We start from the raw sequence: 23450 nt of genomic DNA, 5'->3' as shown, positions 1-23450 counted from the left end.
GGCCGTCACTTGCCGGACGCCTCCGGCGGTGCGACGTCCGCGCCCGGCACGACCGAGAGGAGCTCGGGCTTCCAGGAGTCACCGTCGGCGACCAGCTTGGCGGTGTACATGTCCTGGATGAGGGCGTGGTCGCTCTCGCGGATGGTGTAGTCACCCTTCGGGCCCTGGAACTCCCAGCCCTCGAGCGCGTCGATCATCGCGTTGACGTCGTTCTCACCCTCGGTGAGCGCGTGGACGATCATCTGGCCGGCGACGAAGCCGTCGGGGCTGAACAGGTCCGGCGTGCTGCCGGCCGCCTCGATGGCCTCGACCATCGCGTCGTTGATCTCGTTGTCCGGCGCGCCCGGGAAGTAGTGGTTGAGGAAGCTGATGTTCTCGGCGACCGGGCCGTAGGCGTCGAAGGTGACCGAGTCACCCAGACCGGTGACGACCGGGGCGACGTCGAAGACCTCCTGCTGCTCCAGCGACTGCCACATGTTGGCGGAGGTGGCGCCGGCCCAGGCCACGAAGATCATGTCCGGCTGCGCCTCCTTCAGCTGCGCGGCGAAGGGGGTGAACTCGGTGGCGTCCTCGGGCACCAGCACGCTGGAGACCTCGGCACCCTCGCCGCCGAGGACCGCCTCGACGGCGGCCAGGTTGCCCTGCCCGAACGCGTTGTCCTGCGCGAAGACGACGACCTTCTGGCCCTCGCCGTCCAGGAACGCGCCGGCGGTGGCGACGTCCTGCAGGCTCTGCCGGCCGGAGCGGAAGGTGTAGTCGTTGACACCGGTCAGGGCGTCGACGGCGGCCGGCCCGGAGATGTAGAGGATCTCGTTCTGCTCGGCCTGCTCGGCCATCGCGACCGCGATGCCGGAGACGATGGTGCCGCCCAGGATCTTGTAGTCCTGGCCGATGAGGTCCTTGGCCGCGGCCACGGCGGTGTCCGGGACACCGGTGTCGTCGCGGTAGGTGATCTCGATCTCGCGACCGTCGATGGCGCCGCTGCCGTCGGTGGCGTAGTCGATGCCGGCCTCCAGACCGGCCTTGTACTGCTCACCGTAGGCCGCCAGCGGACCGGTCTCCGAGTAGATGATGCCGACCTTGAACGGCTCGCCGCCGCCGGCGTCCTCCGCCGTGGCCGCGCTGTCGTCGGTCGCGCCGCCGCCGGGGGTGGTTTCGTCGTCGTTGTTGCCGTTGTCGTCGTCGGAGGCGGACGGGGCGCACGCTGCCAGCGCCAGGACCGCGGCCACCGACAGGGCCATGAGGGACTTGCGGGACATCGAGCACTCCTTTGTGTGACTCTCCAAACCTGAAAGGTGATTCAGGTTTCGGCGAAACGCTAACGGCGGGGCCGTGGGAAGTCAACGCGACACAGGTCACGATGTGGTCACGACGCACACCCGAGCGTCCTTGTGGCGCGCCGCCCGCCCTACCGAGCGCGTGCATCGCGTCGTGTCGCGGACCGTCAGCCCCGGCGTCGTGTCGCGGACCGTCAGCCCCACCCAGGCGTCTTCGAGCGCCTACGTGATCCTCGGGCTGGCTGCAGTCGGCCTCAAGAACCAAAGGGCGATCGAAGACGGCGGGCGGGCGCCGGGTGCCGTGGCCGTCGCCGCAGCAGGTCGCGTTCGTGCTCGCCAAGCCCACCGCTCGACACACAGAGGAGCACCGCGTCGCGCGACGAACCCCCTACGGGATCAGGGGCACCAGCACGTCATACAGCTCCCGGCTGGCGGCACCCACGATCCCCCGCGCAGGAATCGTCCTGGCGTCGTAGGCCTCGCCGTCGAAGGTGCCCAGGAAACCGCCCGCCTCGCTGACCAGCAGCGATCCCGGCGCGTGGTCCCACGGCTGCCGCCCCCGGTAGACGATGTAGTCTGCGGCCCCCTGCACGAGCATGGGGTAGTCGACGGCGCAGCAGACCCAGGTGAGTTCCATCGGCGGGAACTCCCCCAGGCTCGTGCCGATCCACTTGCGATACGAGGTCACGCCCCGGGGCTCCGCCGGACTGGCCACCGACGGCCGGGTGAGGCGCTCCCCGTTACGGAAGGCGCCGGCGCCCTGCTCGGCGACGTAGGCCACCTGGTGCTGCGGCTGCCAGATCCAGCTCCGTACCACGTGTGGTCCCCGGAGCTCGGCCACCATCACCCCGTGGTCCTTGCTGCCCCTGACGAAGTTCTTGGTGCCGTCGATCGGGTCGACGGTGAAGGCGTGCGGAGCCGCGGCATAGGCGGTCAGGACGTCAGGGTTCTCCTCGAAGTGCTCCTCGCCCAGCACCACGGCCTCCGGGTAGGCCTCCCGCAGCCTGCGGGTGATGAGGACCTCGGCCTCCCGGTCGGCGACGGTGACCAGGTCGCCCGGGTTCTTCTCCAGGACCTGGTGGTCGGCGAGAGCCCGGAACCGGGGGTTGATGACCTCCTCGGCCACCTCCTGCAGCAGGGCCAGCACCTCGTCCGTGTCCACGCCCTCAACGTAGCTCAGCACCCGAGGGGTCACCCGCCCGGTGCTGCCGGGCGTCGGGCACGGGGGTGCCCGAGCGGTCGGCGTGGACCGGGCACGGTCACCACCGCTCCCACCGGTGCTGTCCGACAGGGCCGCAGTCAGTCGGAGAGCGCCTCGCGGTGCATGGCGGCCAGACTCGGGTAGTGGCCGATCGACTCCCGCAGGCCCGCGCGCTCCTCCTCGGTCAGCGCCCGACGGACCTTGGCCGGAACGCCCGCGACGAGCGAGCCGGGCGGCACCTGCGTGCCCTCGAGCACCACGGCACCAGCGGCCACGAGGCTCCCGGCACCGATCACGGCACCGTTGAGGACGACCGACCCCATGCCGACGATGGTCCCCTCCCCGACGGTGCACCCGTGCAGGACCGCGGCGTGCCCGACCGAGACGTCGTCGCCCACCACCGCCGGGAAGCCCACATCCGCATGGATGACCGCGTTGTCCTGGAGGTTGGAGTTCTGCCCGATGGTGATGTCCTCGGCGTCCGCGCGCACGGACGCGCCGTACCAGATGCTGCTCCCGGCACCGATCCGCACCCGCCCTGAGACCACACTCTGCGGCGCCAGCCAGGCGTCCGGATGGATGTCGGGCACCCGGTCCCCCAATGGCAGCACCAGTCCGCCGGAGGGCCTGGTCTGCCCGGCACTCATCGGTGCATCCGGCCGGTGATCGGGCGAGTCAGTCATGAGGTCAGTATGCCGGGGGCCGGGTCGTCGCCCTCAGCCGCCACTCGCCGGTCGGGTGCCGACACTAATCGCGCGACACGTCCTGCCCCGGCGGGACGGATCGTCGGTCTGACTAGTCTGTCCGCGTGGCCTTCTACACCGCCGACGAGCGTGCCGTCCTCGAGGGTTTCGTCGACACGCAGCGCGAGGCGATCGCAACGCTGCTCGACGGACTCAGCGAGGAGGAGGCCCGCCGCCGGCTGGTGCCCTCACTCACGACACCGCTGGGTCTGGTCACGCACGCCACCTACGTGGAGAAGGTCTGGTTCCACCACCGGGTGCAGGGCCTCTCGCGGGTCGAGGTCGGCATCCCCGAGACGGTCGACGAGAGCTTTCTGGTCACCGACGAGCACACCATCGCCTCCGTGCTGCAGGACTATCGGGCCGCGTGCGAGGAGTCGCGGCGCATCGCCTCAGCCCACGAGCTCGACGCACAGTTCTCCGGACCGCACGGGCGGCTGAGCCTGCGCTACCTCTACGGGCACCTGATCGCCGAGCTGGCCCGGCACGCCGGCCACGGCGACATCCTGGTGGAGCAGCTGCGCGCGGCACGGTGAACCGCATCAGAGGCTGCGGCCAGACGCAGACGGGTCGGGGAGGGCGCCGTCTGGCCGGGCGGACGACCTCACGTCTACTCCCCGTAGAGAACTTCCTGCGGTGGCATGTGAGGGCACCTGCCCTGGATCGCGAGCGGAACCCCGCCCGGAACCCCAGCATCAGGCGTCCAGAAGCCGGACTCTGGCGCATAGCTCGCGCGGAAGGCTTCCAGCGAGATCACGTCCGTGACCTCGTAACCCTCGCCGGCCAGGCACGGGATGGTCTCCTCGACCATCCAGTCGTACATGAGGGCCAGTTGCTCGGCGGAGTAGGGCTGCTGATAGGCCATCAGCCGCGGATACTGCGCGGCGCAGGTGAACTCCGCGAGAGCAAACGCGTCTGACTGCTCGGCCGGGGTGTCCCACCGCACCGCCTGGTCGTCGTTGCTCGTGGGAGGGAAGCCAGCCTGCGTCAGGCACTCCACGTGCACGGCGAGCCACGCGTCGTCACCGACCTCGCGGATCAGGTCGACCTCGGGTCTCTCGCCGTCCAGGTCGGCGATCTCCCAGAGTGCGTCGAGCAGGTCGTCACGGGTCACCGGTGGGAACGACGCGTCCGAGTCGCCCGGGCCGCCTCACCGGCAGCGCTCCATCCACCTGGTCGCCGTGTCATCGGGCATGCCCCTCTCCCGCGTGAGCCAGCCAGTATGCCGTGAGCCGGCCCCTCCTGGCCACGCCGGTGAGCACTCGGGTCACCGGGGGTGGGGGTTCTGTCCGGTCGGATCATGCTGGCCCAGATCCTGCAGGGTCGGATCGTGCTGTGCCGGGTCCTGCCAGCTGGGCCGCGCGAACTCCGGCTCGGGGTTGGTGGGGCCACCGACCTGCAGGTGGTCGCCCTCGCTGGCGACCGCGCCGGTCAACCTGTTGATGGCATTCATGCCGTGGTAGAGGATCAGGGCGGCGGCCGTCCCCAGCGCGATGCCCTCGAAGACCAGGTCACCGGCGGTCCAGCTGTAGTTGGCGATGCCCACGATGAGCGACACCGCACCGGTGGTCAGGTTGATCGGGTTGCCGAAGTCGACCCGGTGCTCGACCCAGATCCGGAAGCCGAGCACGCCGATCATGCCGTAGAGCACCGTCGCCGCACCGCCGAGCACCCCCACGGGGACGGTCTGGATCGCGGCACCGAACTTGGGCAGGAAGGCCAGCCCGACCGCGGTGAGTCCGGCGACCCAGTAGGCGGCGGTCGAGTAGACCTTGGTCGCCGCCATGACCCCGATGTTCTCGGCATAGGTCGTCGTCCCCGACCCACCACCGGCACCGGCGAGCGTGGTGGCCAGGCCGTCGGCCATCAGCGTGCGGCCGAGATAGGGGTCCAGCGCCTCGGAGGAGTTGTCGGTCATCTGGGCCACAGACTTCACGTGCCCGATGTTCTCGGCGACCAGCACGAGCACCACCGGCAGGAAGAGCCCGACGACGTTCCAGTGGATCTCCGGTGCCATGAACTCCGGCGCCCCGAACCAGCCCGCCTCGCCGATCGCGCCGGTGTCCACCTCCCCGCGGACGGCAGCCACGGCATACCCGACGAGCACACCCAGCAGGATCGACAGGCGACCCAGCAGACCGCGGAAGAGCACCGTGCAGAGGACGATCGCCAGCAGCGTCGCGAAGGCGGTGGTGGGCGCCTCCTTGACGTTGTTCCAGGCAGCGGGCGCGAGGTTGAGGCCGATCAGGGCGACGATCGCGCCGGTCACCATGGGCGGCATCAGGCGGCTGATCCACCCGTGCCCGACCGCCTGCACGATGAGGCCGATGAGGAACAGCGCCGCACCCGCCATGACGATGCCGCCGAGCGCACCGGCCGGCCCGTGCTGGGTCTGGGCGGCGGCGATCGGGGCGAGGAAGGCGAAGGACGAGCCGAGGTAGGACGGCACCCGGTTGCCGGTGATGAGCAGGAAGAGCAGCGTGCCGACACCGCTGAACAGCAGCGTCGTGCTCGGCGGGAAGCCGGTGATCAGCGGCACCAGGAAGGTCGCGCCGAACATGGCGACGACGTGCTGCATCCCGATCCCGATGGTGGGCGCCCAGGCCAGCCGCTCCCCAGGGGCCACCACCTGGCCGGGCTCGATGCGATATCCGTTACCGTGCACGCGCCACAGGCTCACGCGGGTCTCCTCAGCAGTCGTGGGTGACGGCAACGCCGTTCGTATGCCGTGGGCCGGGTTGGAGGGGTCAGCCCGCGTGATCCTATCCCCCATTTTGATAGTGGTTTTGTAGGCCCGCCACGCATTTTGGTAGTGGTTTTGCAGGTCGCCTGGCCTGCCCGACGCGGAACCCGGTCTAGCGTTGCGCGCGTGATCACCTCGCTTCCGGTCAGTCGCGTCCCGGACCCCTCGCTCGCGCCCCCTCTGCGCTGGGGCATCCTCGGACCGGGAGGCATCGCCCACGCCTTCGCGCGCAGCGTGCAGAAGCACTCCCGGCAGCAGCTCGTGGCCGTGGGATCTCGCTCCCCCGAACGAGCCGAGGCGTTCGCCGCGGAGTTCGAGATCCCGCGGGTGCACACCAGCTACGAGTCACTGGTCGCCGACCCACAGGTCGACGTGGTCTACGTCGCCACGCCCCACTCCCACCACCACGCGCAGGCGCTCCTGGCGATCGCCGCGGGCAAGCACGTCCTCGTCGAGAAGGCCTTCACCCGCAACGCCACCGAGGCACGAGAGGTCGCCGACGCAGCCACGGCCGCCGGCGTCGTGGCGCTGGAGGCGATGTGGACCCGCTTCCTCCCCGGGACCGACGTGCTGCGCCAGCTGCTCACCGACGGTGCGCTCGGCGAGGTCGTCTCGGTCACTGCCGACTTCGGGCTGCGGATCCCGCCCGAGGACGCCGTGCGGTTGCACGATCCGGCCCTCGCCGGCGGTGCGCTGCTCGACCTCGGGATCTATCCGGTCTCCTTCGCCTCCCTGGTGCTGGGACCACCTGAGCAGGTGACCGCCACGGGCCAGCTCACCGCGGCCGGGATCGACGAGCACGTCCGGGCCGTGCTGCGCGCGGGTGCGGCCGAGGCCGTCCTGACGACCTCGCTCACCGCGCGGACGCACACCACGGCCCAGGTGATCGGCACCCTCGCCCGGGTCGACCTGCCGGCCGACTTCTACACGCCCGTCCCGCTGAGGGTCAGCACCGGCCACACGACCCTGACGGCCGATCCCGGCCGGATCCTCGGCCACGAGGGCCTCGTCTACCCCGCGGCCCACCTGGCCCAGCTCGTCGCGGACGGGACCACGGACTCGCCGCTGCTTCCGCTGGAGGAGACGATCGGCATACTGACCACGACCGACGAGATCCGCCGCCAGATCGGCGTGGTCTACCCCGGCGAAGTCACCCCCTCGCCCGCACCGGCCCCCACCCCCTGACGCCCGCGACCCGCCCGGTCTACGCGTCCACGTGCCGAAAACCCCCGGGCCCCGCTACGGTGAGCAGACACTCGGCGTGGAGGATGACATAGCTCCCAAGGACTCGACCTTCCTGGGCTGGCCCGTCCTGCGGCAGTTCGCCACCGGCGACCTCCTGGGGCGCGGGGCGGCGGTGACCTCGCGGCGCACGCGGGAGGTGGAGGCGCGCACCACGACCGCCGACCGCGTCGTCAAGAGCGTCTGCCCCTACTGCGCCGTCGGCTGCGGCCAGAACGTCTTCGTCAAGGACGAGAAGGTCGTGCAGATCGAGGGCGACCCCGACTCCCCTGTCAGCCGGGGGCGACTGTGCCCCAAGGGAGCCGCCAGCGAGCAGCTGGTCAACTCCCCCACCCGCCAGACGCACGTCCTCTACCGCGCGCCCGGCGGGACCGAGTTCCAGCGCATCGAGCTGGACAAGGCCATGGACATGGTGGCCGACCGCTACCTGCAGGCCCGCGAGAACAAGTGGCAGGAGCTCGACGACAAGGGCCGGCGCCTGCGCCGCACGATGGGCATCGCCTCGCTCGGGGGAGCCACCCTCGACAACGAGGAGAACTACCTCATGAAGAAGCTGTACACAGCTTCCGGGGCGATCCAGATCGAGAACCAGGCCCGCATATGACACAGCTCCACGGTTCCCAGTCTGGGATCCTCGTTCGGTCGTGGCGGCGCCACCCAGTCCCTGCAGGACATGGCCAACGCCGACTGCGTCATCATCCAGGGCTCCAACATGGCCGAGTGCCATCCCGTGGGCTTCCAGTGGGTCTCCGAGGCCAAGGCACGGGGCGCGCGCGTCATCCACATCGACCCCCGGTTCACACGCACCTCGGCGATCGCTGACACGCACGTCCCCCTGCGGGCCGGCACCGACGTGGTGCTGCTCGGCGGCCTGATCAACCACGTGCTGACCAAGGAGCTCTACTTCCACGACTACGTGGTCTCCTACACCAACGCCGCGACGCTCATCAACGACGACTTCGTTGACACCGAGGACCTGGGTGGCATCTTCTCCGGCTTCGACCCCGAGACCGGCACCTATGACATCTCGTCCTGGTCGTATGCCGAGCGCGAGGCTCCCGAGGGCACCTCTCCCGAGCCCGGTGGTCCCGCGGGCGATGGTCCCGCGGGCGGTGCCTCGATCGGCGGCGAGGCCCTGGACGGCGGGGCCTCCTCCGAGGGTCAGATCGACGAACCCGCCGGGGACGAGCACGGCGCCAGGCAGCGGGCGCGGGCGGCCGGACACGAGCTGGGGGCCGCGGGTGCAGCGCTCTCGCACGCGAACGTCATACGGGATGAGACCCTGCAGCACCCACGTTCGGTCTTCCAGATCCTCAAGCGCCACTACGAGCGCTACACGCCGGAGATGGTGCAGGAGGTCTGTGGCATCCCGGTCGAGCTGTTCGAGGAGGTGGCGAGCGCGCTCACCGAGAACTCGGGCCGGGAGCGGACCACCTGCTTCGCCTACGCACTCGGCTGGACCCAGCACAGCCTGGGGGCGCAGTTCATACGGACCGCCGCCATACTGCAGCTGCTGATGGGCAACATGGGCCGGCCGGGTGGCGGCATCATGGCGCTGCGCGGCCACGCCAGCATCCAGGGGTCCACCGACATCCCGACGCTGTTCAACATCCTGCCCGGCTACCTGCCGATGCCGATGGTGGGTCAGCACGACACCCTGGAGGACTACCTGGCCTCCATCGCCTCCCCGCTGCAGAAGGGCTTCTGGACCAACGCCGATGCCTACACCGCCAGCCTGCTCAAGGCCTGGTGGGGTGAGGCGGCCACGCCCGAGAACGACTTCTGCTACGACTACCTGCCCAGGCTGACCGGCGCGCACGGCACCTACCAGACCGCCCTGGCCATGCTCGAGGACGAGGTCGAGGGCTACTTCGTGCTGGGGCAGAACCCGGCGGTCGGGTCGGCGCACGGCAAGATGCAGCGGATGGCGCTGACCCACCTGAAGTGGGTCGTGGTGCGCGACTTCCAGCTCATCGAGACCGCGACCTTCTGGAAGGACTCCCCCGAGATCGCCACCGGCGAGCTGCGCACCGAGGACATCGACACCGAGGTCTTCTTCTTCCCCGCGGCCAACCACGTGGAGAAGTCGGGGACCTTCACCCAGACCCAGCGGATGCTGCAGTGGCGCCACCAGGCGGTCCACCCGCCGGGCGACGCCCGCAGCGAGCTGCAGTTCTTCTACGACCTGGGCAAGCGGATCCGCGAGCGGCTCGCCGGGTCAACCGACGAGCGGGACCGCCCGCTGCTCGACCTGACCTGGGACTACCCGGTCGACGAGCACGGCGAGCCGGACGGCGAGGCCGTGCTCAAGGAGATCAACGGCTACCACCTGGCCGGCGACAACGCCGGGGATCTGCTCGACAGCTTCGTGCAGATGAAGGCCGACGGGTCGACCTCGGGCGGCTGCTGGATCTACACCGGGGTCTTCGCCGGCGGCATCAACCGCTCCGACCGGCGGATGCCCCCCGAGGAGCAGGACGAGATCGCCTCCGAGTGGGGCTGGGCCTGGCCACTGAACCGCCGGATCCTCTACAACCGCGCCTCGGCGGACCCGCAGGGCCGCCCGTGGAGCGAGCGCAAGAAGTACGTCTGGTGGGACGCGGACCAGCGCAGGTGGGTCGGCAAGGACGTGCCCGACTTCCCGGTCGACCGCGATCCCTCGTTCCGGCCCGACCCCGACGTGGGCGGTCCTGCGGCGATCGCGGGCGATGACCCGTTCATCATGCAGGCCGACGGCAAGGGATGGCTGTTCGCGCCCAAGGGCATGGTGGACGGTCCGCTGCCCACGCACTACGAGGCGCAGGAGTCCCCCGTCCCGAACCCGCTCTACCCCCAGCAGAGCAACCCCAGCCGGCTCATCTACCCGCGCAAGGACAACCTGTGGGCGCCGTCCGGCCGCCAGCCGGGGGCCGAGGCCTACCCCTACGTCTTCACGACCTACCGGCTCACCGAGCACCACACGGCCGGCGGCATGAGCCGGTGGCTGCCCTACCTGTCCGAGCTGCAGCCGGAGATGTTCTGCGAGGTCTCCCCCGAGCTCGCCGAGGAGCGCGGGCTGACCAACGGCGAGTGGGCCACGATCATCTCCCCGCGGGCCGCGATCGAGGCCCGGGTGCTGGTGACCGACCGGATGACACCGCTGACGATCAAGGGCCACACCGTCCACCAGATCGGCCTGCCCTACCACTGGGGCGTCGGCGGCGACGCCGTGGTCGAGGGGGACGGCGCCAACGACCTGCTCGGCATCGTGCTGGACCCCAACGTGCAGATCCAGGAGTCCAAGGTGGGCTCGTGCGACATACAGCCCGGTCGTCGTCCCCGCGGTGAGGCGCTGCTGCGTCTGGTGGCCGAGTACCAGTCGCGCTCCGGCGCCACCACCGAGACCGGCAACCAGCGGCTCTCCGACGCCCCGGCCGAGATCGAGCAGCGCCGGGCCGCGGTGGCCCGGAGCGACACCCCGCCCGACCTGGAAGGAGACCGCTGATGGGTTACCTCGCCCGCCAGCTCGGCGGACGCACGGACCCCGCCCCGGACGCCGGGTGGGAGGAGCCGCCGAGCCGCAAGGGCTTCTTCACCGACACCTCGATCTGCATCGGCTGCAAGGCCTGCGAGGTCGCCTGCAAGGAGTGGAACGCCCTCCCACTGGACGGCCTCGAGCTCTCCGGCAACTCCTACGACAACACCGGTGGGCTGGGGGCCAGCACCTGGCGGCACGTCGCCTTCGTCGAGCAGAGCCAGGACCGCATCGAGGCCGCCCGTGAGTCGGGTCGCCGGCTGGTCGATCTCGGTATGCCGTCAGTCGGCGCCCCCTCCGCCGCACCGGGGGGCTCCCTCCCGGACCGGGCAGGATCTCCCCAAGAAGGCGCGGGCGGCGGGCAAAACCTCCCCAAGAATGGGATGCCCGCGGGCTACGGGACGCTGCCGGCGCCGCCGGAGGACCACGGGCCCTCGCTGGGTGACCTGCTGACCGAGAAGGACGCCGTCGAGAACGGCGCCCACGGCACCACGGTCGACGGGACGCCGATGGTCGGCCCGCTGCCGGAGTTCCGCTGGCTGATGGCCTCCGACGTGTGCAAGCACTGCACCCACGCCGGGTGCCTGGACGTGTGCCCGACCGGCGCGCTGTTCCGCAGCGAGCACGGCACCGTCGTGGTGCAGGCCGACATCTGCAACGGCTGCGGCTACTGCGTGGGCGCCTGCCCGTTCGGCGTCATCGAGCGACGGACCGACTCGGCCGCCTCGGTGCGCGCGGACGGCCACGTGCCCAACGTCGGCGTGGCCCAGAAGTGCACGCTCTGCTACGACCGGCTGCAGCACGACCAGAGGCCCGCCTGCGCCCAGACGTGCCCGACGACCTCCATCAGGTTCGGCGAGCGCGAGGAGATGGTGGCCGCCGCCCGCGAGCGGGTCGTCCAGCTCCACGAGCAGGGCTTCACCGAGGCCCGGCTCTACGGCGCCAACGAGGATGACGGCGTGGGCGGGACCGGCTCGGTCTTCCTGCTGCTGGACGAGCCGGAGGTCTACGGCCTCCCGCCGGACCCGGTCTGCGCCACCTCCAAGCTGGCCGAGATGTTCCGTATGGCGGGCTGGGCGGGCACCGGCCTGCTGGCCGCCGCGGCCGCCGCGTTCCTGGGGGGTCGCCGGTGACCACCTCTCCGTTCGACAGCTACCGGCCGCCGGAGGAGGGGCGCCGGCGCCGACGGCGCAGCGGGGTGCGGGGGGCCGTCTCCGGGGCGGTCTCCGACGCCGCCCAGGGTGTCGCTGACCGAGCGGGCCGCGGCACCAGCTGGCTGAACCGCGACGGCGGGGGGCGGCGCGAGGCGCCCGCGGTGCCAGACGCCGAGTTCTCCAGCTACTACGGGCGAGGTGTCATCAAGCCGGTCCCGTGGGACTACAAGATCCCCGCCTACCTGTTCGTCGGTGGTGTCGCGGCCGGCTCTGGGCTGATCGCCACCGGGGCCGCCGCCACCGGCCGCGAGCTCCTGCGGCGCAACAGCCGGCTCACCGCGATGGCGGGCGTCGCGGTCAGCGGGGCCTTCCTGGTGGCGGACCTCGGCCGGCCCGAGCGCTTCCTCAACATGATGCGCACCGTCAAGCTCACCTCGCCGATGTCGGTCGGCACCTGGATCCTGTCCGGCTTCGCCGCGTTCAGCGGGGTGACGACGGCCACGGAGGTTGCGCGCCTGGTGCCGCACCCGGAGCACGGACCGCTCGGCGTCATCGCGCGACTGCTGGACGCGGTCGATGCCCCTGCCGCGGTGGGACAGGCCTTCTTCGCCCCGCCGCTCGCGGCCTACACCGCGGTCCTGCTCTCTGACACCGTGGCGCCGGTCTGGTTCGAGAGCCGGCGCGAGCTGCCGTTCGTCTTCGTCGGCTCCGCCGCCCTGGCCTCCTCCGGCGTGCAGATGGTGCTCACCCCGACCTCCCAGACCGGACCCGTCCGGCGGTTCGCGCTCCTGGGGGTGGCCACCGAGCTGGTCGCGATGCACCGTCTGGAGGAGCACCTCGAGGAGCTGGAGCTGGATGAACCCGTCCGGACCGGCGAGGCGGGAGCCAAGCTCAGGCTCGCCAAGGTCCTCACCATCGCCGGGGGCCTGGGCACCCTGCTGGCCGGACGCAGCCGGGCGGTGGCGGTCGCCTCCGGCCTGGCGCTGGCCGGCGCCTCCGCGCTGACCCGGTTCGGGATGGTCGAGGCCGGCATCGAGTCGGCCAAGGACCCGAGGTTCACCGTCGGCCCGCAGAAGCGACGTCTCGAGGAGCGCCGGGCCGCCGGCACCGTCCACGACAGCACGGTCACCGTGCGATAGGAGTGCGCATGGCCACGACACCGGACACCACCGAGGCACCGGCCTCCACGGCAGGCGGCAACCGCCTGCTGATCCTCGCGGGGGGCGTGCTCGTCCAGCTGGCGATCGGCGCTGTCTATGCCTGGAGCACGTTCAGCAAGGCGATCCAGGCGGAGCCGTCCGCGATCAACCTGACGCCGGTGCAGGCCACGCTGCCGTTCACCGTGGCCATCGGGATGATCTTCGTCGGCAGCTTCCTCGGGGGACGCGCGCAGGACAAGCGCGGGCCGCGGATCGTCGCCCTCGTGGGTGTCACTATCTAGTCGCTGGGCATCATGCTGGCCAGCTTCGCGCGCGACGCAATCCGACCTGTGGATGCTCATCCTCGGCTACGGCGTGCTGGGCGGCTTCGGTCTCGGGCTGGCCTACATGGTGCCGATCGCGATGCTGCAGAAGTGGTACCCCGACAAGCGCGGCCTGATCACCGGCATCGCCGTCGGCGGCTTCGGCTTCGGTGCGGTCATCACCTCTCCCCTGGCCCAGCAGATGATCGCCGGCAGCGCCGACTACCAGCAGTACCCCACCAAGGTCTTCCTCTGGCTCGGCATCGCCTACCTGGTCGCCGGGGTCCTGGGCGCCTCGGTCTTCCGCAACCCGCCCGAGGGCTACACGGTGCCCGGTGCGGCGGCGCCCGCCGCCCTGGCGACGACCTGCCCACGCCCGCAGCCGCGGGGGAAGACGTGCCGGCGACTGAGGCCGCGGAGGCCCCCCCGGCGGACCCCGACCGTCAGCCGGCGACCGCACCCGTGGCGCGCAAGAACGCCGCTGGTCACGACTTCACACCGCAGGAGGCCCTCAGCACGCCCCAGTGGTATCTGCTCACCCTGATCCTGACCATCTCGGTCAGTGCCGGCATCGCGCTGATCTCCATCGCGGCCGACACCGCCACGGACGTGGCCGGTTTCACCGCGGCGGGCGCGGCGACCCTGGTGGGCGTCATGGGGCTGTTCAACGGTGGCGGCCGCATCCTGTGGGCCGGCATCTCCGACAAGATCGGCCGGATGCCTGCCTTCCTGGGGATCCTCATCATCCAGGGTCTGGCCTTGCTCGCGATCCCGCACGCCGGCAACGTCGCGCTGTTCTACATCCTGGCCGCCGTAATCTACACGTGCTACGGCGGTGCGTTCGGCACGATGCCGTCCACGGCCGGTGACTTCTTCGGCGTCAAGCACGCCGGCGCCATCTACGGCCTGATGCTCATCGGCTGGTCCATCGGCGGCATCATCGGCCCCATGCTGATCTCCTGGCTCGTCGGCGAGGACGGTGCCTACGTCCTGGGCTACACCGTGGTCGGCATCATGGCCCTGGTCGGCGCGATCCTGCCGTTCATCGCCAAGCCCCCGAAGCACCCGGACGGCACCTCGGCGGTCAGCTGACCTCGATGAGTATGCCGTCGCCGAGGCTGCCGGCCGCCACCGTCTCCCCCACGACCGGCGCCCCCGGGATCTCGCCGACGACAAGCAGCCCGCCGGAGGTCTGGGCGTCGGCCAGCAGGATCAGCTCGTCCTCGCTGATGCCGGGACCGGCCGCGACGTAGGGTCGCACCCAGTCCAGGTTGCGACGGGACCCGCCCGGCACGTGGCCGGCGGCGAGCGCCTCACGCGCCCCCGCGACATAATGCACGGCGCCGGCGTCGACCCGGGCGGCCACGCCGGAGGCACGGCACATCTTGTAGAGGTGGCCCAGCAGCCCGAACCCGGTGACGTCCGTCGCCGCGCGCACGCCGGCCTCGAGGGCGCCCGCCGCCGCGTCCCGGTTGAGCGCGGTCATGCTCGCCACCGCCTCAGCGCTCACCTCGCCGGTGGCCTTGTGCCGGTTGTTGAGCACGCCGACGCCGAGCGGCTTGGTCAGCGAGATCGGCAGCCCGGCCTCGGCGGCGTCGTTGCGCATCAGTCGCTCGGGGTCGGCAGTGCCGGTGACGGCCATGCCGTAGATCGGCTCCGGCCCGTCGATGCTGTGCCCGCCGATGACCGGGCAGCCGGCCTGCGCCGCGACGTCGAGACCGCCGCGCAGCACCTCGCGCAGCAGCTCGATCGGCAGGGCCTCGCGCGGCCAGGCCACCAGGTTGATCGCCATCACCGGCGTGCCACCCATCGCGTAGATGTCGGAGATCGCGTTGGCCGCGGCGATCCGGCCCCAGTCGTAAGCGTCGTCGGTGACCGGCGTGAAGAAGTCTGCCGTGGACAGCAGGGCCGTGCCGCCCTCGATCCGCACCGCTGCGGCGTCGTCACCGTCGTCCAACCCGACGAGCACCTCCCCGGCACCTTCCGGCACGGGGACCTGCAGACCGCTGATGATCTCCTCGAGCTCGCCGGCCGGGATCTTGCACGCGCAGCCGCCGCCGCGCGCGAACTGGGTCAGGCGGATGGGTTCCATGCCGACAGCCTGCCACCGGGGCCGGCGTGGCTCGACCCCGACCCCGCTAGGCTGATCGACGGAGGCGTCTGGGTTCCTGGTGGGCCCCCCGGTCTTCAACACCGGTGAGACCGAGCATCTCGGTCTGGCGGGTTCGATTCCCGTTCGCCTCCGCCAGACGTTTGCCGGGTGGTCCCGGCACGGGAAGGGAGCGCGGGTGAAGAGGGTGCTCGCCACCGCCGGGCACGTCGACCACGGCAAGTCCACGCTCGTGCGCGCCCTCACCGGACAGGACCCCGACCGGCTCGCGCAGGAGAAGGCACGGGGCTTGACCATCGAGCTCGGGTTCGCCTGGACCACCCTGCCTAGCGGCGCGGACGTCGCGTTCGTCGATGTGCCAGGGCATCAGCGCTTCTTGGGCACTACCTTCGCTGGGCTGGGGCCCACTGCCGCGGTGATGTTCGTCGTGGCCGCGGACCAGGGCTGGCAGGCGCAGAGCGCCGAGCACCTGGCCGCGATCCACGCCCTGGGCATCCGGGACGGCGTGCTGGTGCTCACCCGGTGCGACCTCGTGGATGACGAGCAGCTCGCCACCACCCGGGATGAGGCGGTCCGTCACCTGGATCAGGCCGGTCTCACCCTCCCGGTGTGCCAGGTCTCCGCCATGACCGGCGAGGGCCTGGACGGCCTGCGCGCGGCCCTCGACGACCTCGTCGCCCGGATGCCCGCACCGGACTCCGACGCACCCGTGCGGCTGTGGTGCGACCGCTCCTTCACAATCGCAGGCGCCGGCACCGTGGTCACAGGCACGCTCGGAGCGGGCACCCTGCGCACCGGCGACCGGCTGACCCTCCTGTCGGCGCAGCACCAGCGCGAGGTCGTCGTGCGCGGGCTGCACAGCGAGGACGTCGCGCACGACTCGGTGGGTCCGGTCTCACGGGTGGCGGTCAACCTGCGGCGGGCCGACCCGGGCGAGGTGGGCCGAGCCTCGGTGCTGATGGCGCCGGGGGCATTCGCCGTTGCGCAGGTCATCGACGTCCGGCTCGACCCCGTGGAGGCCTGGCCTGGCAAAGGACGGCAGAGCGAGCCCGGGCATGATGGGCCGAAGCGCCCTGGTCGGGTCGCGGCGCACCTGCCGGCTCGCGCGGTGCTTCACGTGGGGACGGCTGCCCAGCCGATCCACGTGCGGCCCCTTGCTGACACGGACGGCACAGCGGGGCACGCACGCCTCACCACCGACGAACCCCTGCCGTGGCACGTCGGTGACGTCGCGGTCCTCCGCGACCCCGGTGACCGGCGCCTCTGGTCGGTGCACGTCCTCGACGTCGACCCGTTGCCGCTGCGGCGGCGCGGCGCCGCGCGCCACCGCGGCGAGGAACTCAACGCTCCCAGATCGCCCGCCGACCTCCGCCTGCGCTCCCGCTCCGCCGAGCACCCCACCGTCCTGACCAGGCTGGGACTTCACGGCCCCTCGGCCGGCGAGCGCGTCGGCTCGTGGTGGGTGGACACCTCGGCCCTGGCGCTCTGGCAGAAGCGACTGGCCCGACACGTCCGTGACCACCACGCTCAGAACCCGCTGAGCCAGGGCGTCCCGGTGAGCGAGGCCGGGCAGGCCCTCGACCTGCCCGATCACCTGCGACCAGGTGCGGATGGCGGGTCCCTCCCCCACGACCTGCCGCCGCTGGCACCGGACCTCGTGCGCCACCTGGCCCGGACCGCCGGACTGACCATCACGGACGGTCGCGTCCGGACCCCGGAGGCCGGAGGGCTCGGCGCCGCGGAGTCGGCGGTCGTCGCCGTCGAATCGCGCCTGCGAGACAACCCCTTCGCCGCACCGGAGCGCGACGAGCTCACCGCCCTCGGCCTGGGCCCCCGTGAACTGGCGGCCGCAGCTCGCCAGGGCAGGCTGCTGCGGCTGCCCGATGACATCGTGCTGCTCCCCGACGGTCCGGCACGGGCGATGCGCGAGCTCGCCGCGCTGAACCAGCCGTTCACCCTCAGCGCGGCACGCCGAGCTCTCGGGACGACCCGTCGGGTGGCGGTGCCATTGCTGGAGCACCTCGACGCCCGTGGCTGGACGCGCCGCCTCGACGGCCAGCTCCGCGAGGTCGTGCGCTGAGCCGTCACTGAGGCTGAACCGCACACAGCTCGTCGCCGCACTCCCCCTCGGCGAAAACCAGTTGCGGGGCGCCCAGGCCTCGGCCAGCCTGGTTGAGGCAAGGCATCAGCCGTGCACGGATCGGCCGCAGCCTGCGGCCCAGAGGAAAGGAGGAGACATGTCCACGACTGTCTTCGGCGTGCTTACCGCCCACCTTCCCTCTCCCAGGAGTTCACGTGCACTCACCGCACCAGGACCTCGCGTCCACCAGTAGCACCCCGCGCTCCGCCGAGCGCACCAGCACCACAGGCCAGAACGGCAACGACCGCTGGGCCGACATCGATCCGTTCTTCACCTTCGACTACGTGCCGCTCGACGGACCCGACGACCGTCCCGCGGACGGACCACGCCACGAACCCACCCACGACGACGGACCACGCTTCACCACCTACTGGGACGTCGAGAAGGGCTGCCGCGGCCCCGACCCTCTCCCCGACTGGGTGGTGACCGATTCCGGCGCCCTCGACACCGAACTCGGCATCCTCAAGACCGGCAAGGAGGCCGACGTCTTCCTGCTGGAGCGCACCGCCCCGGACGGCACCGGCGTCGTCATGGCGGCCAAGCGCTACCGCGACCTGGACCACCGCAGCTTCCGCCGCAGCTCGGCCTACACCGACGGCCGCACCGCGCGCCGCAGCCGTGACCGGCGCGCGCTGTCCCGCAAGACCGACTGGGGACGCGCCGTGGCCGCGAGCCAGTGGGCGGTCGCCGAGTGGGACGCATTGTGCCGCTACTGGTCCGCCGGACTTCCCGTCCCCTACCCGGTCCAGATCGACGGCACCGAGATCCTCATGGAGCTCATCGAGTATGACGGAGCACCCGCCCCGCGGTTGTCGCAGGTCAGGCCGGGGGCCGGGTTGCTCGAGGAGTACTTCGTCCAGCTCCGCACGGCGATCTCGGTGATGGCCGCCGAGGGCGTCGCCCACGGTGACCTCTCGGCATACAACATCCTCGCCGCCGGTGACCGCCTGGTCATCATCGACCTCCCACAGGTCATCGATCTGGTCGCCAACCCCAACGGGCCCGAGTTCCTCATGCGGGACTGCCGCAACGTCTGCTCGTGGTTCCGAGCCCGCGGGCTGGACGTCGACCCCGTGGCGCTCTTCGAGGAGGTCAGCCCGACCTGACGCGGTCGGCCCGACGTGAGCTACGGGGTCGACTGCTCCGGGTACAACACCGACTCTCCCGGGCTGACCGAGCAGACCTCCGCCAGGAACTCGTTGGACGAACTGATCCTCCCCTGCGCCTCGGCGGCGCTCAATTGGTCCCGCAAACCACGGTCTCCGACCGGATGCCACGCCTCCGGTGCCGCCAGGAAGGTCTCCTTCGTCGGAGGATCCGCTACCTCGAACCCGTTCGACGCGAGACAGGGCAGGAACTCGGCCACCCAGTAGTCGTACAGCGCCTCCCACTGTCCCCGGTCATACGGCTCGAGGTAGATCTCGCCGATGGGATACGACGCGATGCAGACGTAACGATCTAGGTCGAACTGCTGCTGTTGTGAGCGGTGGATAGAGAACGAACCGTCAGGATCCATGGCCCACCCCCTCTCCACGAGGCACTCGTCGACCACCGCCTTCGACTCCTCAGGCGAAACCGTGCGCACTTGGCGTCACGTCCGGAGGATCCGTGATCCCGGCGGCCTCCGCCACCTCTGCAAGGTTCTCCTGCCAGACGCCAGCACCACTGGGATCCTCTCCGTCGCCAGAAACTCGGCCGACTTGAGAGCCACACGCGGTCAAGATGACGGCCGCGAGGAGGCCCGCCACGGTCGCCGGAGCTACCGACCGTCTTGCGTCTTGCTCACCGGGGGCACTACATGTCCGCAAGACTCTTCTCCGGGCAGGCATCACGGGCGGCGTTGGCCTCGGCGGGCGCCAGGTCCATCGCCGGGTCATAGGGCGGCTGCTCGCTGCCACCCTGCTGCAGCAACTTGTAGTGCTCGATGTAGGTCTGCCTGCTCGGAGCCTCCGCCGGCTCCCAGCCGTTGGCACGCAGGCACTCCCCACGCTCCAGCTGAAGGTCATACATCCGACTCAAGTCGTCATCCGAGAACACCACGGGCTCCGGGAACCCCGCCAGGTCGTCACACTCCTCCCAATTCTCCAGTAGGTCCTCCTCGCCGCCTGGACCGGGCGGAATGTCTATCTCGGACTCACCGTATGGCAATCGTGTGACGACGAAACCACGCTCCTCCATGCACTGATTCGATCGCTCCACTGCCGCATCGCCCTGGGCCTGGATCGCGTTGAAGTCAACGTCACTCGGACTCGCGGACTCCTGCGTGAGGGCAGGTTACGACTCAACACCTGCCGGCAAAGACGCCGGGCCCGTCGGCTCAGCCGACTGCGGACCCGATCCGCTGCACGCCACGAGGAGGAGCGACCCACACCCCACCCAGCGACCATGCCCGACGGATCATGTCCACTGGTCTACATGGTGCGCACCTATGTCGTCAACGGCGCAGCACCTGTTGCATTCCGCCCACACCGGTGTCGCACGCCGACCATCCGTCGCGAGGGCCGCCACAGAACTGTTTGACTGTGCACATGGCGAGGGGTGCGCGCGTGTTCAGCTATCCCGCCTTCGTCCGCCTGTGGATCTCGGACACCGTCAAGTGGCTCGGACTGTTCACCTCCGGCCTGGCCCTGCAGCTGCTGCTCATCCAGGACCTGGGTGCCGACCAGGCGGACCTGGGCCTGGTGCGCTCAGCCCAGTGGCTGCCGATGCTGTTGTTCGGGCTGCTCGCCGGTGTGCTCATCGACCGGGTGCGGCGCCAGCCCGTACTGGTCGTCGGCGACGCGGTCTGCGCGGTCGCCTTCGGCACGGTCGGCGTGCTCGGCCTGACCGGAGACCTGACCGTGCCGCTGGTCGCCGCGCTGATGTTCGTCGTCGGTCTGGCCTCCCTGAGCGCCACCGCGGCGCACCAGTCGTTCCTGCCGCGGCTCGTGCCCACGGTCGAGCTGCCCCGTGCCAACGCCCGCATCGAGCAGTCCATGACGGCCGCTGAGTCGGTCGGTCCGCTCCTGGCGGGCGTGCTCGTCCGGGCCCTGTCCGCGCCGATCGCCATCCTCACCAACGCCGTCACGTATGCCGTGTCAGCCGTCGTCCTGTCCACCATCCGCACGACCGAGCCTGCCCCCGCCCCGCGCGCCGACCGGCACCTCGGGCGGGAGCTGGTCGAGGGCGCCCGGTGGGTCTACCGGCACCGCACCCTGATGCCCTACGCCGTCGGCCTGCACACCTGGTTCTTCTTCAACTCGGCCGTGATGACGATCCTGGTGTTCTACGCCTCGCAGGAGCTCGGTCTCGACCCCGTCGCGATCGGCCTCGTGCTCGCCAGCGCGGGAGTGTCCGGGGTGATCGGGGCCGGTTTGGCACCGAGGCTCTCCGAGCGGTTCGGCCTGGGGGTCGTGGTGTGCCTGGCCGGCTGGACCTCACCGTTGGCCTTCCTCATGACGGCGCTGACCCCGACCGGCGGCACCGGAGTTGTCGTGCTGGTCGTGGCCCAGCTGATCTACGGCGTGGGCAACGGACTGCGCGGCCCGTTGGAGATGAGCTATCGCAACGCGGTCACGCCCGACCGGCTCAGCGCACGCATGAACGCCACGATCCGCTCCCTCAACTGGGGCACGATCACGGTCTCTGCGCCCCTGGCCGGGTGGTTCGCCGTCACCTACGGCAACAGACCGACCATCCTGGTGTGCGTGGCCGGCCTGGCCGTGGCGGCTCTCATCCCCACGGTCTCGCCGTTCCTGCGTGCACAGATGCCCGAGGACGAGCCGGAGCCCGCCTGACCGGGTGCCCCGGTTCTCGTGGGTCAGCCCCGTGCGCTCCAGCGACATCCAGGTTCCCCACGAGATCCGGCCATCACCGCAGCGAACCGGCCGCGACAGCCGCCCCCACGGAGGCCAGACCCTCCGCAGAGATCAGGCCCAGCTCGTGCGCCCGGGCCGCGGCCTCGTCATACGTGTCGAACAGCCAGATCCCCTCCTCCGCCAGCGCCGACCGCACGTCCTCCCCCGCGCCCGTCACGTTGTGGATGAACACGGCCCGCACGTGGTCGGGGTCCCGCGCCAGCATGGCCCGTCCGACGTCGACGTCCGCCTGACCGTTGTCACCGATGAAGACCACCTGGCACTCCGGGAACAGCAGCCGGGACCGGTCGAAGTTGATCATCTTGCGCTCGGCGATGCGGCCCTTGGTGGCCAGGTTGAGGATGTGGCCCGTCATCACCGAGTGCGGCGGCAGCCCCAGGCCGGCCAGGCCGTTGCGGGTGTAGCTCTCGACCAGCCCCCGCGGGTCGCTGGGCCGCGCGGTGATGAAGGTCAGGTCGCCGGGTCGGCTCGGATTCTGCGCCGCGCCCCGGTCCAGAGCGTGCAGGAACGCCACGGCACCCGGATAGACGGTCCCCCGCGGATAGCGCCGGTCGTGCAGCATGCACAGCACCGTGTCGTCGATGTCGCACAGGATGCGCAGGTCCTCAGACTCGAGCCCCGCTGCCTCCCGGGCGATGTGCGCCAGGATCTCCTCGCGCACCACCTCATCGTCGATGTCGTCGAAGACCAGGTGGTCGAGGTCGTGGTAGCCACCGACCGTATTCGTCCGCGTCTTGAACGCCTCCAGCTCCGCGCCTCGCAAGGAGAGGATGATGTCGCGGACCGCCAGCTCGTGGCTCCGCGGCGTCGGCCCGGTGTGCAGCGCGCGCACGAGCCGCGTCAGCGTCGGGACCGAGAGCTCGTCCCGCCGCTCCCGGGTCAGCAGGTCGAGCAGGGCGGTGCGGTGGTCGGGTCCGAGCACCCGGTCGTCCATCGAGCGGACCAGGTCCGACAGGTCGAGCTCACCGAGCAGGTCGTCCAGCTCCCCCACGGGAGTATGCCGCAGCGCACGCAGGATCCGCCCCTCACCTGCGCGTCTGGTCCAGCCGCGCATGAGGCGAGCGACCTGGCCGGCCCGGGCCGAGCGGGGCGAGCGCACGGTCAGGACCTGCTGCTCCACCGAGATGTCGAGCTCGAGCACGTCCGGGTGCGGGTCCCCGTCGACCTGGATGGTCACGGGCGTCTCGCTGAAGATCCGGAGCGCGCGGGCCTGGCGGTAGGCCAGGCCCGGCACGTCCCGGCGGAAGCCAACGAGTCCCTTGAGCGCGATCGGCGCCCAGTGCAGCAGCGTCCGGGGCGCGACCTGGACCAGGTCCAGCACCCCGTCGTCGACCTCTGCGTCAGCGACGACGGTGATGCCCGCCGGGATCAGGCCGCAGTTGCCGACGAGCAGGCTCCAGGCGGACACCTCCTCCCGCGGGGCACCGTCGACCTCGAGCCGGAGCGGCAGCAGCGGCTTGCCGAGCCGGCGGATCCCGGGCTCGAAGTAGGCCAGCCACCGCACCCACCGCTTGAGGTCCTGCCGGGTGGCGGCCACCGTGGCCGCGTCGTGCCCGATGCCGACCAGCACCAGGAAGTGGTGCGGCGGGGACTCCACCGGACCGGCCGGCCCCAGCTGCACGTAGCGCGCCGTGCCGACGTCCACGGCCCGCTCCCCTCCCTGCAGCGCGACGCGCACCATCTCCTGCACCCGGTGGCGCGGGAGCCCCAGGTTGCGGGCGAACAGGTTGGCGGTGCCCAGTGGCAGGATCCCCAGCGGCACCCCCGTGCCGGCCAGCACCCCGGCGACGTTGCGGACCGTCCCGTCACCCCCGCCGACGACGACCAGGTCGGCCCCCTCGGCGAGCGCGGCGCGCGCCTGCTCGGCCCCGGGCGAGATGACCGTCGTGTAGTGCACGAGCGGGTCCGGCCAGCCCAGCCCACGGCATACTCGGTGCAGCTCGGCCTGGGCCGCCCAGGCGCGGTCCGCGGCTGGGTTGAGCACCGCGGCGACCCGGGTCATCGGTG

20 protein-coding genes and 1 tRNA gene are annotated in these 23450 nt (G+C 71.0%); 12 read left to right on the top strand and 9 right to left on the bottom strand.

Translation table 11 applies throughout. The annotated features are described in order from the left end of the window. Nucleotides 1-5 precede the first annotated feature (5 nt). The 3 genes from MWU75_RS06680 to MWU75_RS06670 form a co-directional block, all read right to left on the bottom strand. Nucleotides 6-1259 (bottom strand): substrate-binding domain-containing protein, encoded by a 1254-nt coding sequence (locus MWU75_RS06680; RefSeq protein ID WP_247089032.1) that lies wholly within the window; start codon nt 1257-1259, stop codon nt 6-8. Nucleotides 1260-1665: 406 nt separating this feature from the next. Then, nucleotides 1666-2439: an inositol monophosphatase gene (locus tag MWU75_RS06675; RefSeq protein ID WP_247089029.1), complete on the bottom strand. Its 774-nt coding sequence runs from the start codon at nt 2437-2439 to the stop codon at nt 1666-1668. A gap of 137 nt (nt 2440-2576) precedes the next feature. Continuing rightward, the gene (locus MWU75_RS06670) at nt 2577-3125 is read right to left on the bottom strand and encodes a gamma carbonic anhydrase family protein (RefSeq protein ID WP_247089286.1); all 549 of its coding nucleotides are present in this window, start codon (nt 3123-3125) and stop codon (nt 2577-2579) included. 161 nt (nt 3126-3286) lie between these two features. Between MWU75_RS06670 and MWU75_RS06665 the strand changes: the two genes are divergently transcribed. After that, nucleotides 3287-3757, top strand: a complete 471-nt coding sequence (locus MWU75_RS06665) for a DinB family protein (RefSeq protein WP_247089028.1) — start codon at nt 3287-3289, stop codon at nt 3755-3757. Nucleotides 3758-3831: 74 nt separating this feature from the next. On the opposite strand, the gene MWU75_RS06660 is transcribed toward MWU75_RS06665, so the two are convergent. Continuing rightward, the gene (locus tag MWU75_RS06660) at nt 3832-4335 is read right to left on the bottom strand and encodes a hypothetical protein (protein ID WP_247089026.1); all 504 of its coding nucleotides are present in this window, start codon (nt 4333-4335) and stop codon (nt 3832-3834) included. 153 nt (nt 4336-4488) lie between these two features. Continuing rightward, a complete protein-coding gene (locus MWU75_RS06655; protein ID WP_247089284.1) occupies nt 4489-5895 on the bottom strand; it encodes a solute carrier family 23 protein in 1407 nt (468 codons plus the stop codon). Nucleotides 5896-6090: 195 nt separating this feature from the next. On the opposite strand from MWU75_RS06655, the gene MWU75_RS06650 reads away from it, so the two are divergent. The 7 genes from MWU75_RS06650 (at nt 6091) to MWU75_RS06620 (ending at nt 14428) form a co-directional block, all read left to right on the top strand. Beyond that, a complete protein-coding gene (locus tag MWU75_RS06650) occupies nt 6091-7149 on the top strand; it encodes a Gfo/Idh/MocA family oxidoreductase (protein WP_247089024.1) in 1059 nt (352 codons plus the stop codon). Nucleotides 7150-7237: 88 nt separating this feature from the next. Continuing rightward, entirely contained in the window at nt 7238-10690 is a 3453-nt protein-coding gene (gene fdh / locus MWU75_RS06645) for a formate dehydrogenase (RefSeq protein WP_348647749.1), read from the top strand. Next, complete coding sequence (locus MWU75_RS06640) at nt 10690-11853, top strand: 4Fe-4S dicluster domain-containing protein (protein WP_247089022.1); 1164 nt, start codon at nt 10690-10692, stop codon at nt 11851-11853. Before fdh ends, MWU75_RS06640 begins: the two co-directional genes overlap by 1 nt. After that, on the top strand, nt 11850-13013 hold the full coding sequence (gene nrfD / locus MWU75_RS06635) for an NrfD/PsrC family molybdoenzyme membrane anchor subunit (protein WP_247089020.1): 1164 nt from the start codon (nt 11850-11852) through the stop codon (nt 13011-13013). The genes MWU75_RS06640 and nrfD overlap by 4 nt, the downstream gene beginning before the upstream one ends. Nucleotides 13014-13021: 8 nt before the next feature. Next, nucleotides 13022-13315, top strand: coding sequence for a hypothetical protein (locus tag MWU75_RS06630; protein ID WP_247089019.1), 294 nt, complete (start codon nt 13022-13024; stop codon nt 13313-13315). 52 nt (nt 13316-13367) lie between these two features. Next, entirely contained in the window at nt 13368-13880 is a 513-nt protein-coding gene (locus tag MWU75_RS20225) for an MFS transporter (RefSeq protein ID WP_247089017.1), read from the top strand. Further along, nucleotides 13799-14428 carry an MFS transporter gene (locus tag MWU75_RS06620; RefSeq protein WP_247089015.1) on the top strand — a complete coding sequence of 210 codons (630 nt, stop codon included), beginning with the start codon at nt 13799-13801 and terminating at the stop codon, nt 14426-14428. Before MWU75_RS20225 ends, MWU75_RS06620 begins: the two co-directional genes overlap by 82 nt. Here MWU75_RS06620 and selD read toward each other — a convergent pair. Next, nucleotides 14421-15428 carry a selenide, water dikinase SelD gene (gene selD / locus MWU75_RS06615; protein WP_247089013.1) on the bottom strand — a complete coding sequence of 336 codons (1008 nt, stop codon included), beginning with the start codon at nt 15426-15428 and terminating at the stop codon, nt 14421-14423. The genes MWU75_RS06620 and selD overlap by 8 nt on opposite strands. Before the next feature lie 60 nt (nt 15429-15488). Between selD and MWU75_RS06610 the strand changes: the two genes are divergently transcribed. The 3 genes from MWU75_RS06610 to MWU75_RS06600 all read left to right on the top strand — a co-directional run bounded on the left by MWU75_RS06610 (nt 15489) and on the right by MWU75_RS06600 (nt 18692). Then, nucleotides 15489-15584: transfer RNA gene (locus MWU75_RS06610), tRNA-Sec, on the top strand. 40 nt (nt 15585-15624) lie between these two features. Next, the gene (locus MWU75_RS06605) at nt 15625-17526 is read left to right on the top strand and encodes a selenocysteine-specific translation elongation factor (RefSeq protein ID WP_247089011.1); all 1902 of its coding nucleotides are present in this window, start codon (nt 15625-15627) and stop codon (nt 17524-17526) included. A gap of 215 nt (nt 17527-17741) precedes the next feature. Then, nucleotides 17742-18692, top strand: coding sequence for an RIO1 family regulatory kinase/ATPase (locus tag MWU75_RS06600; protein ID WP_247089009.1), 951 nt, complete (start codon nt 17742-17744; stop codon nt 18690-18692). Between the two features lie 20 nt (nt 18693-18712). Here MWU75_RS06600 and MWU75_RS06595 read toward each other — a convergent pair whose 3' ends face one another. Next, a complete protein-coding gene (locus tag MWU75_RS06595) occupies nt 18713-19102 on the bottom strand; it encodes a hypothetical protein (protein WP_247089008.1) in 390 nt (129 codons plus the stop codon). 278 nt (nt 19103-19380) lie between these two features. Further along, entirely contained in the window at nt 19381-19596 is a 216-nt protein-coding gene (locus tag MWU75_RS06590) for a hypothetical protein (protein WP_247089006.1), read from the bottom strand. Between the two features lie 518 nt (nt 19597-20114). On the opposite strand from MWU75_RS06590, the gene MWU75_RS06585 reads away from it, so the two are divergent. Further along, nucleotides 20115-21362, top strand: a complete 1248-nt coding sequence (locus MWU75_RS06585) for an MFS transporter (protein ID WP_247089004.1) — start codon at nt 20115-20117, stop codon at nt 21360-21362. A gap of 73 nt (nt 21363-21435) precedes the next feature. Here the strand turns inward: MWU75_RS06585 and MWU75_RS06580 are convergent, their stop codons facing one another. After that, a complete protein-coding gene (locus MWU75_RS06580; RefSeq protein ID WP_247089003.1) occupies nt 21436-23445 on the bottom strand; it encodes a diacylglycerol kinase family protein in 2010 nt (669 codons plus the stop codon). Between the last annotated feature and the right edge of the window lie 5 nt (nt 23446-23450).

Origin of the sequence: Ornithinimicrobium sp. F0845, from assembly GCF_023015765.1 — a bacterium.
GTDB lineage: Bacteria > Actinomycetota > Actinomycetes > Actinomycetales > Dermatophilaceae > Ornithinicoccus.
This window is presented reverse-complemented; position numbering and strand designations above follow the sequence as displayed.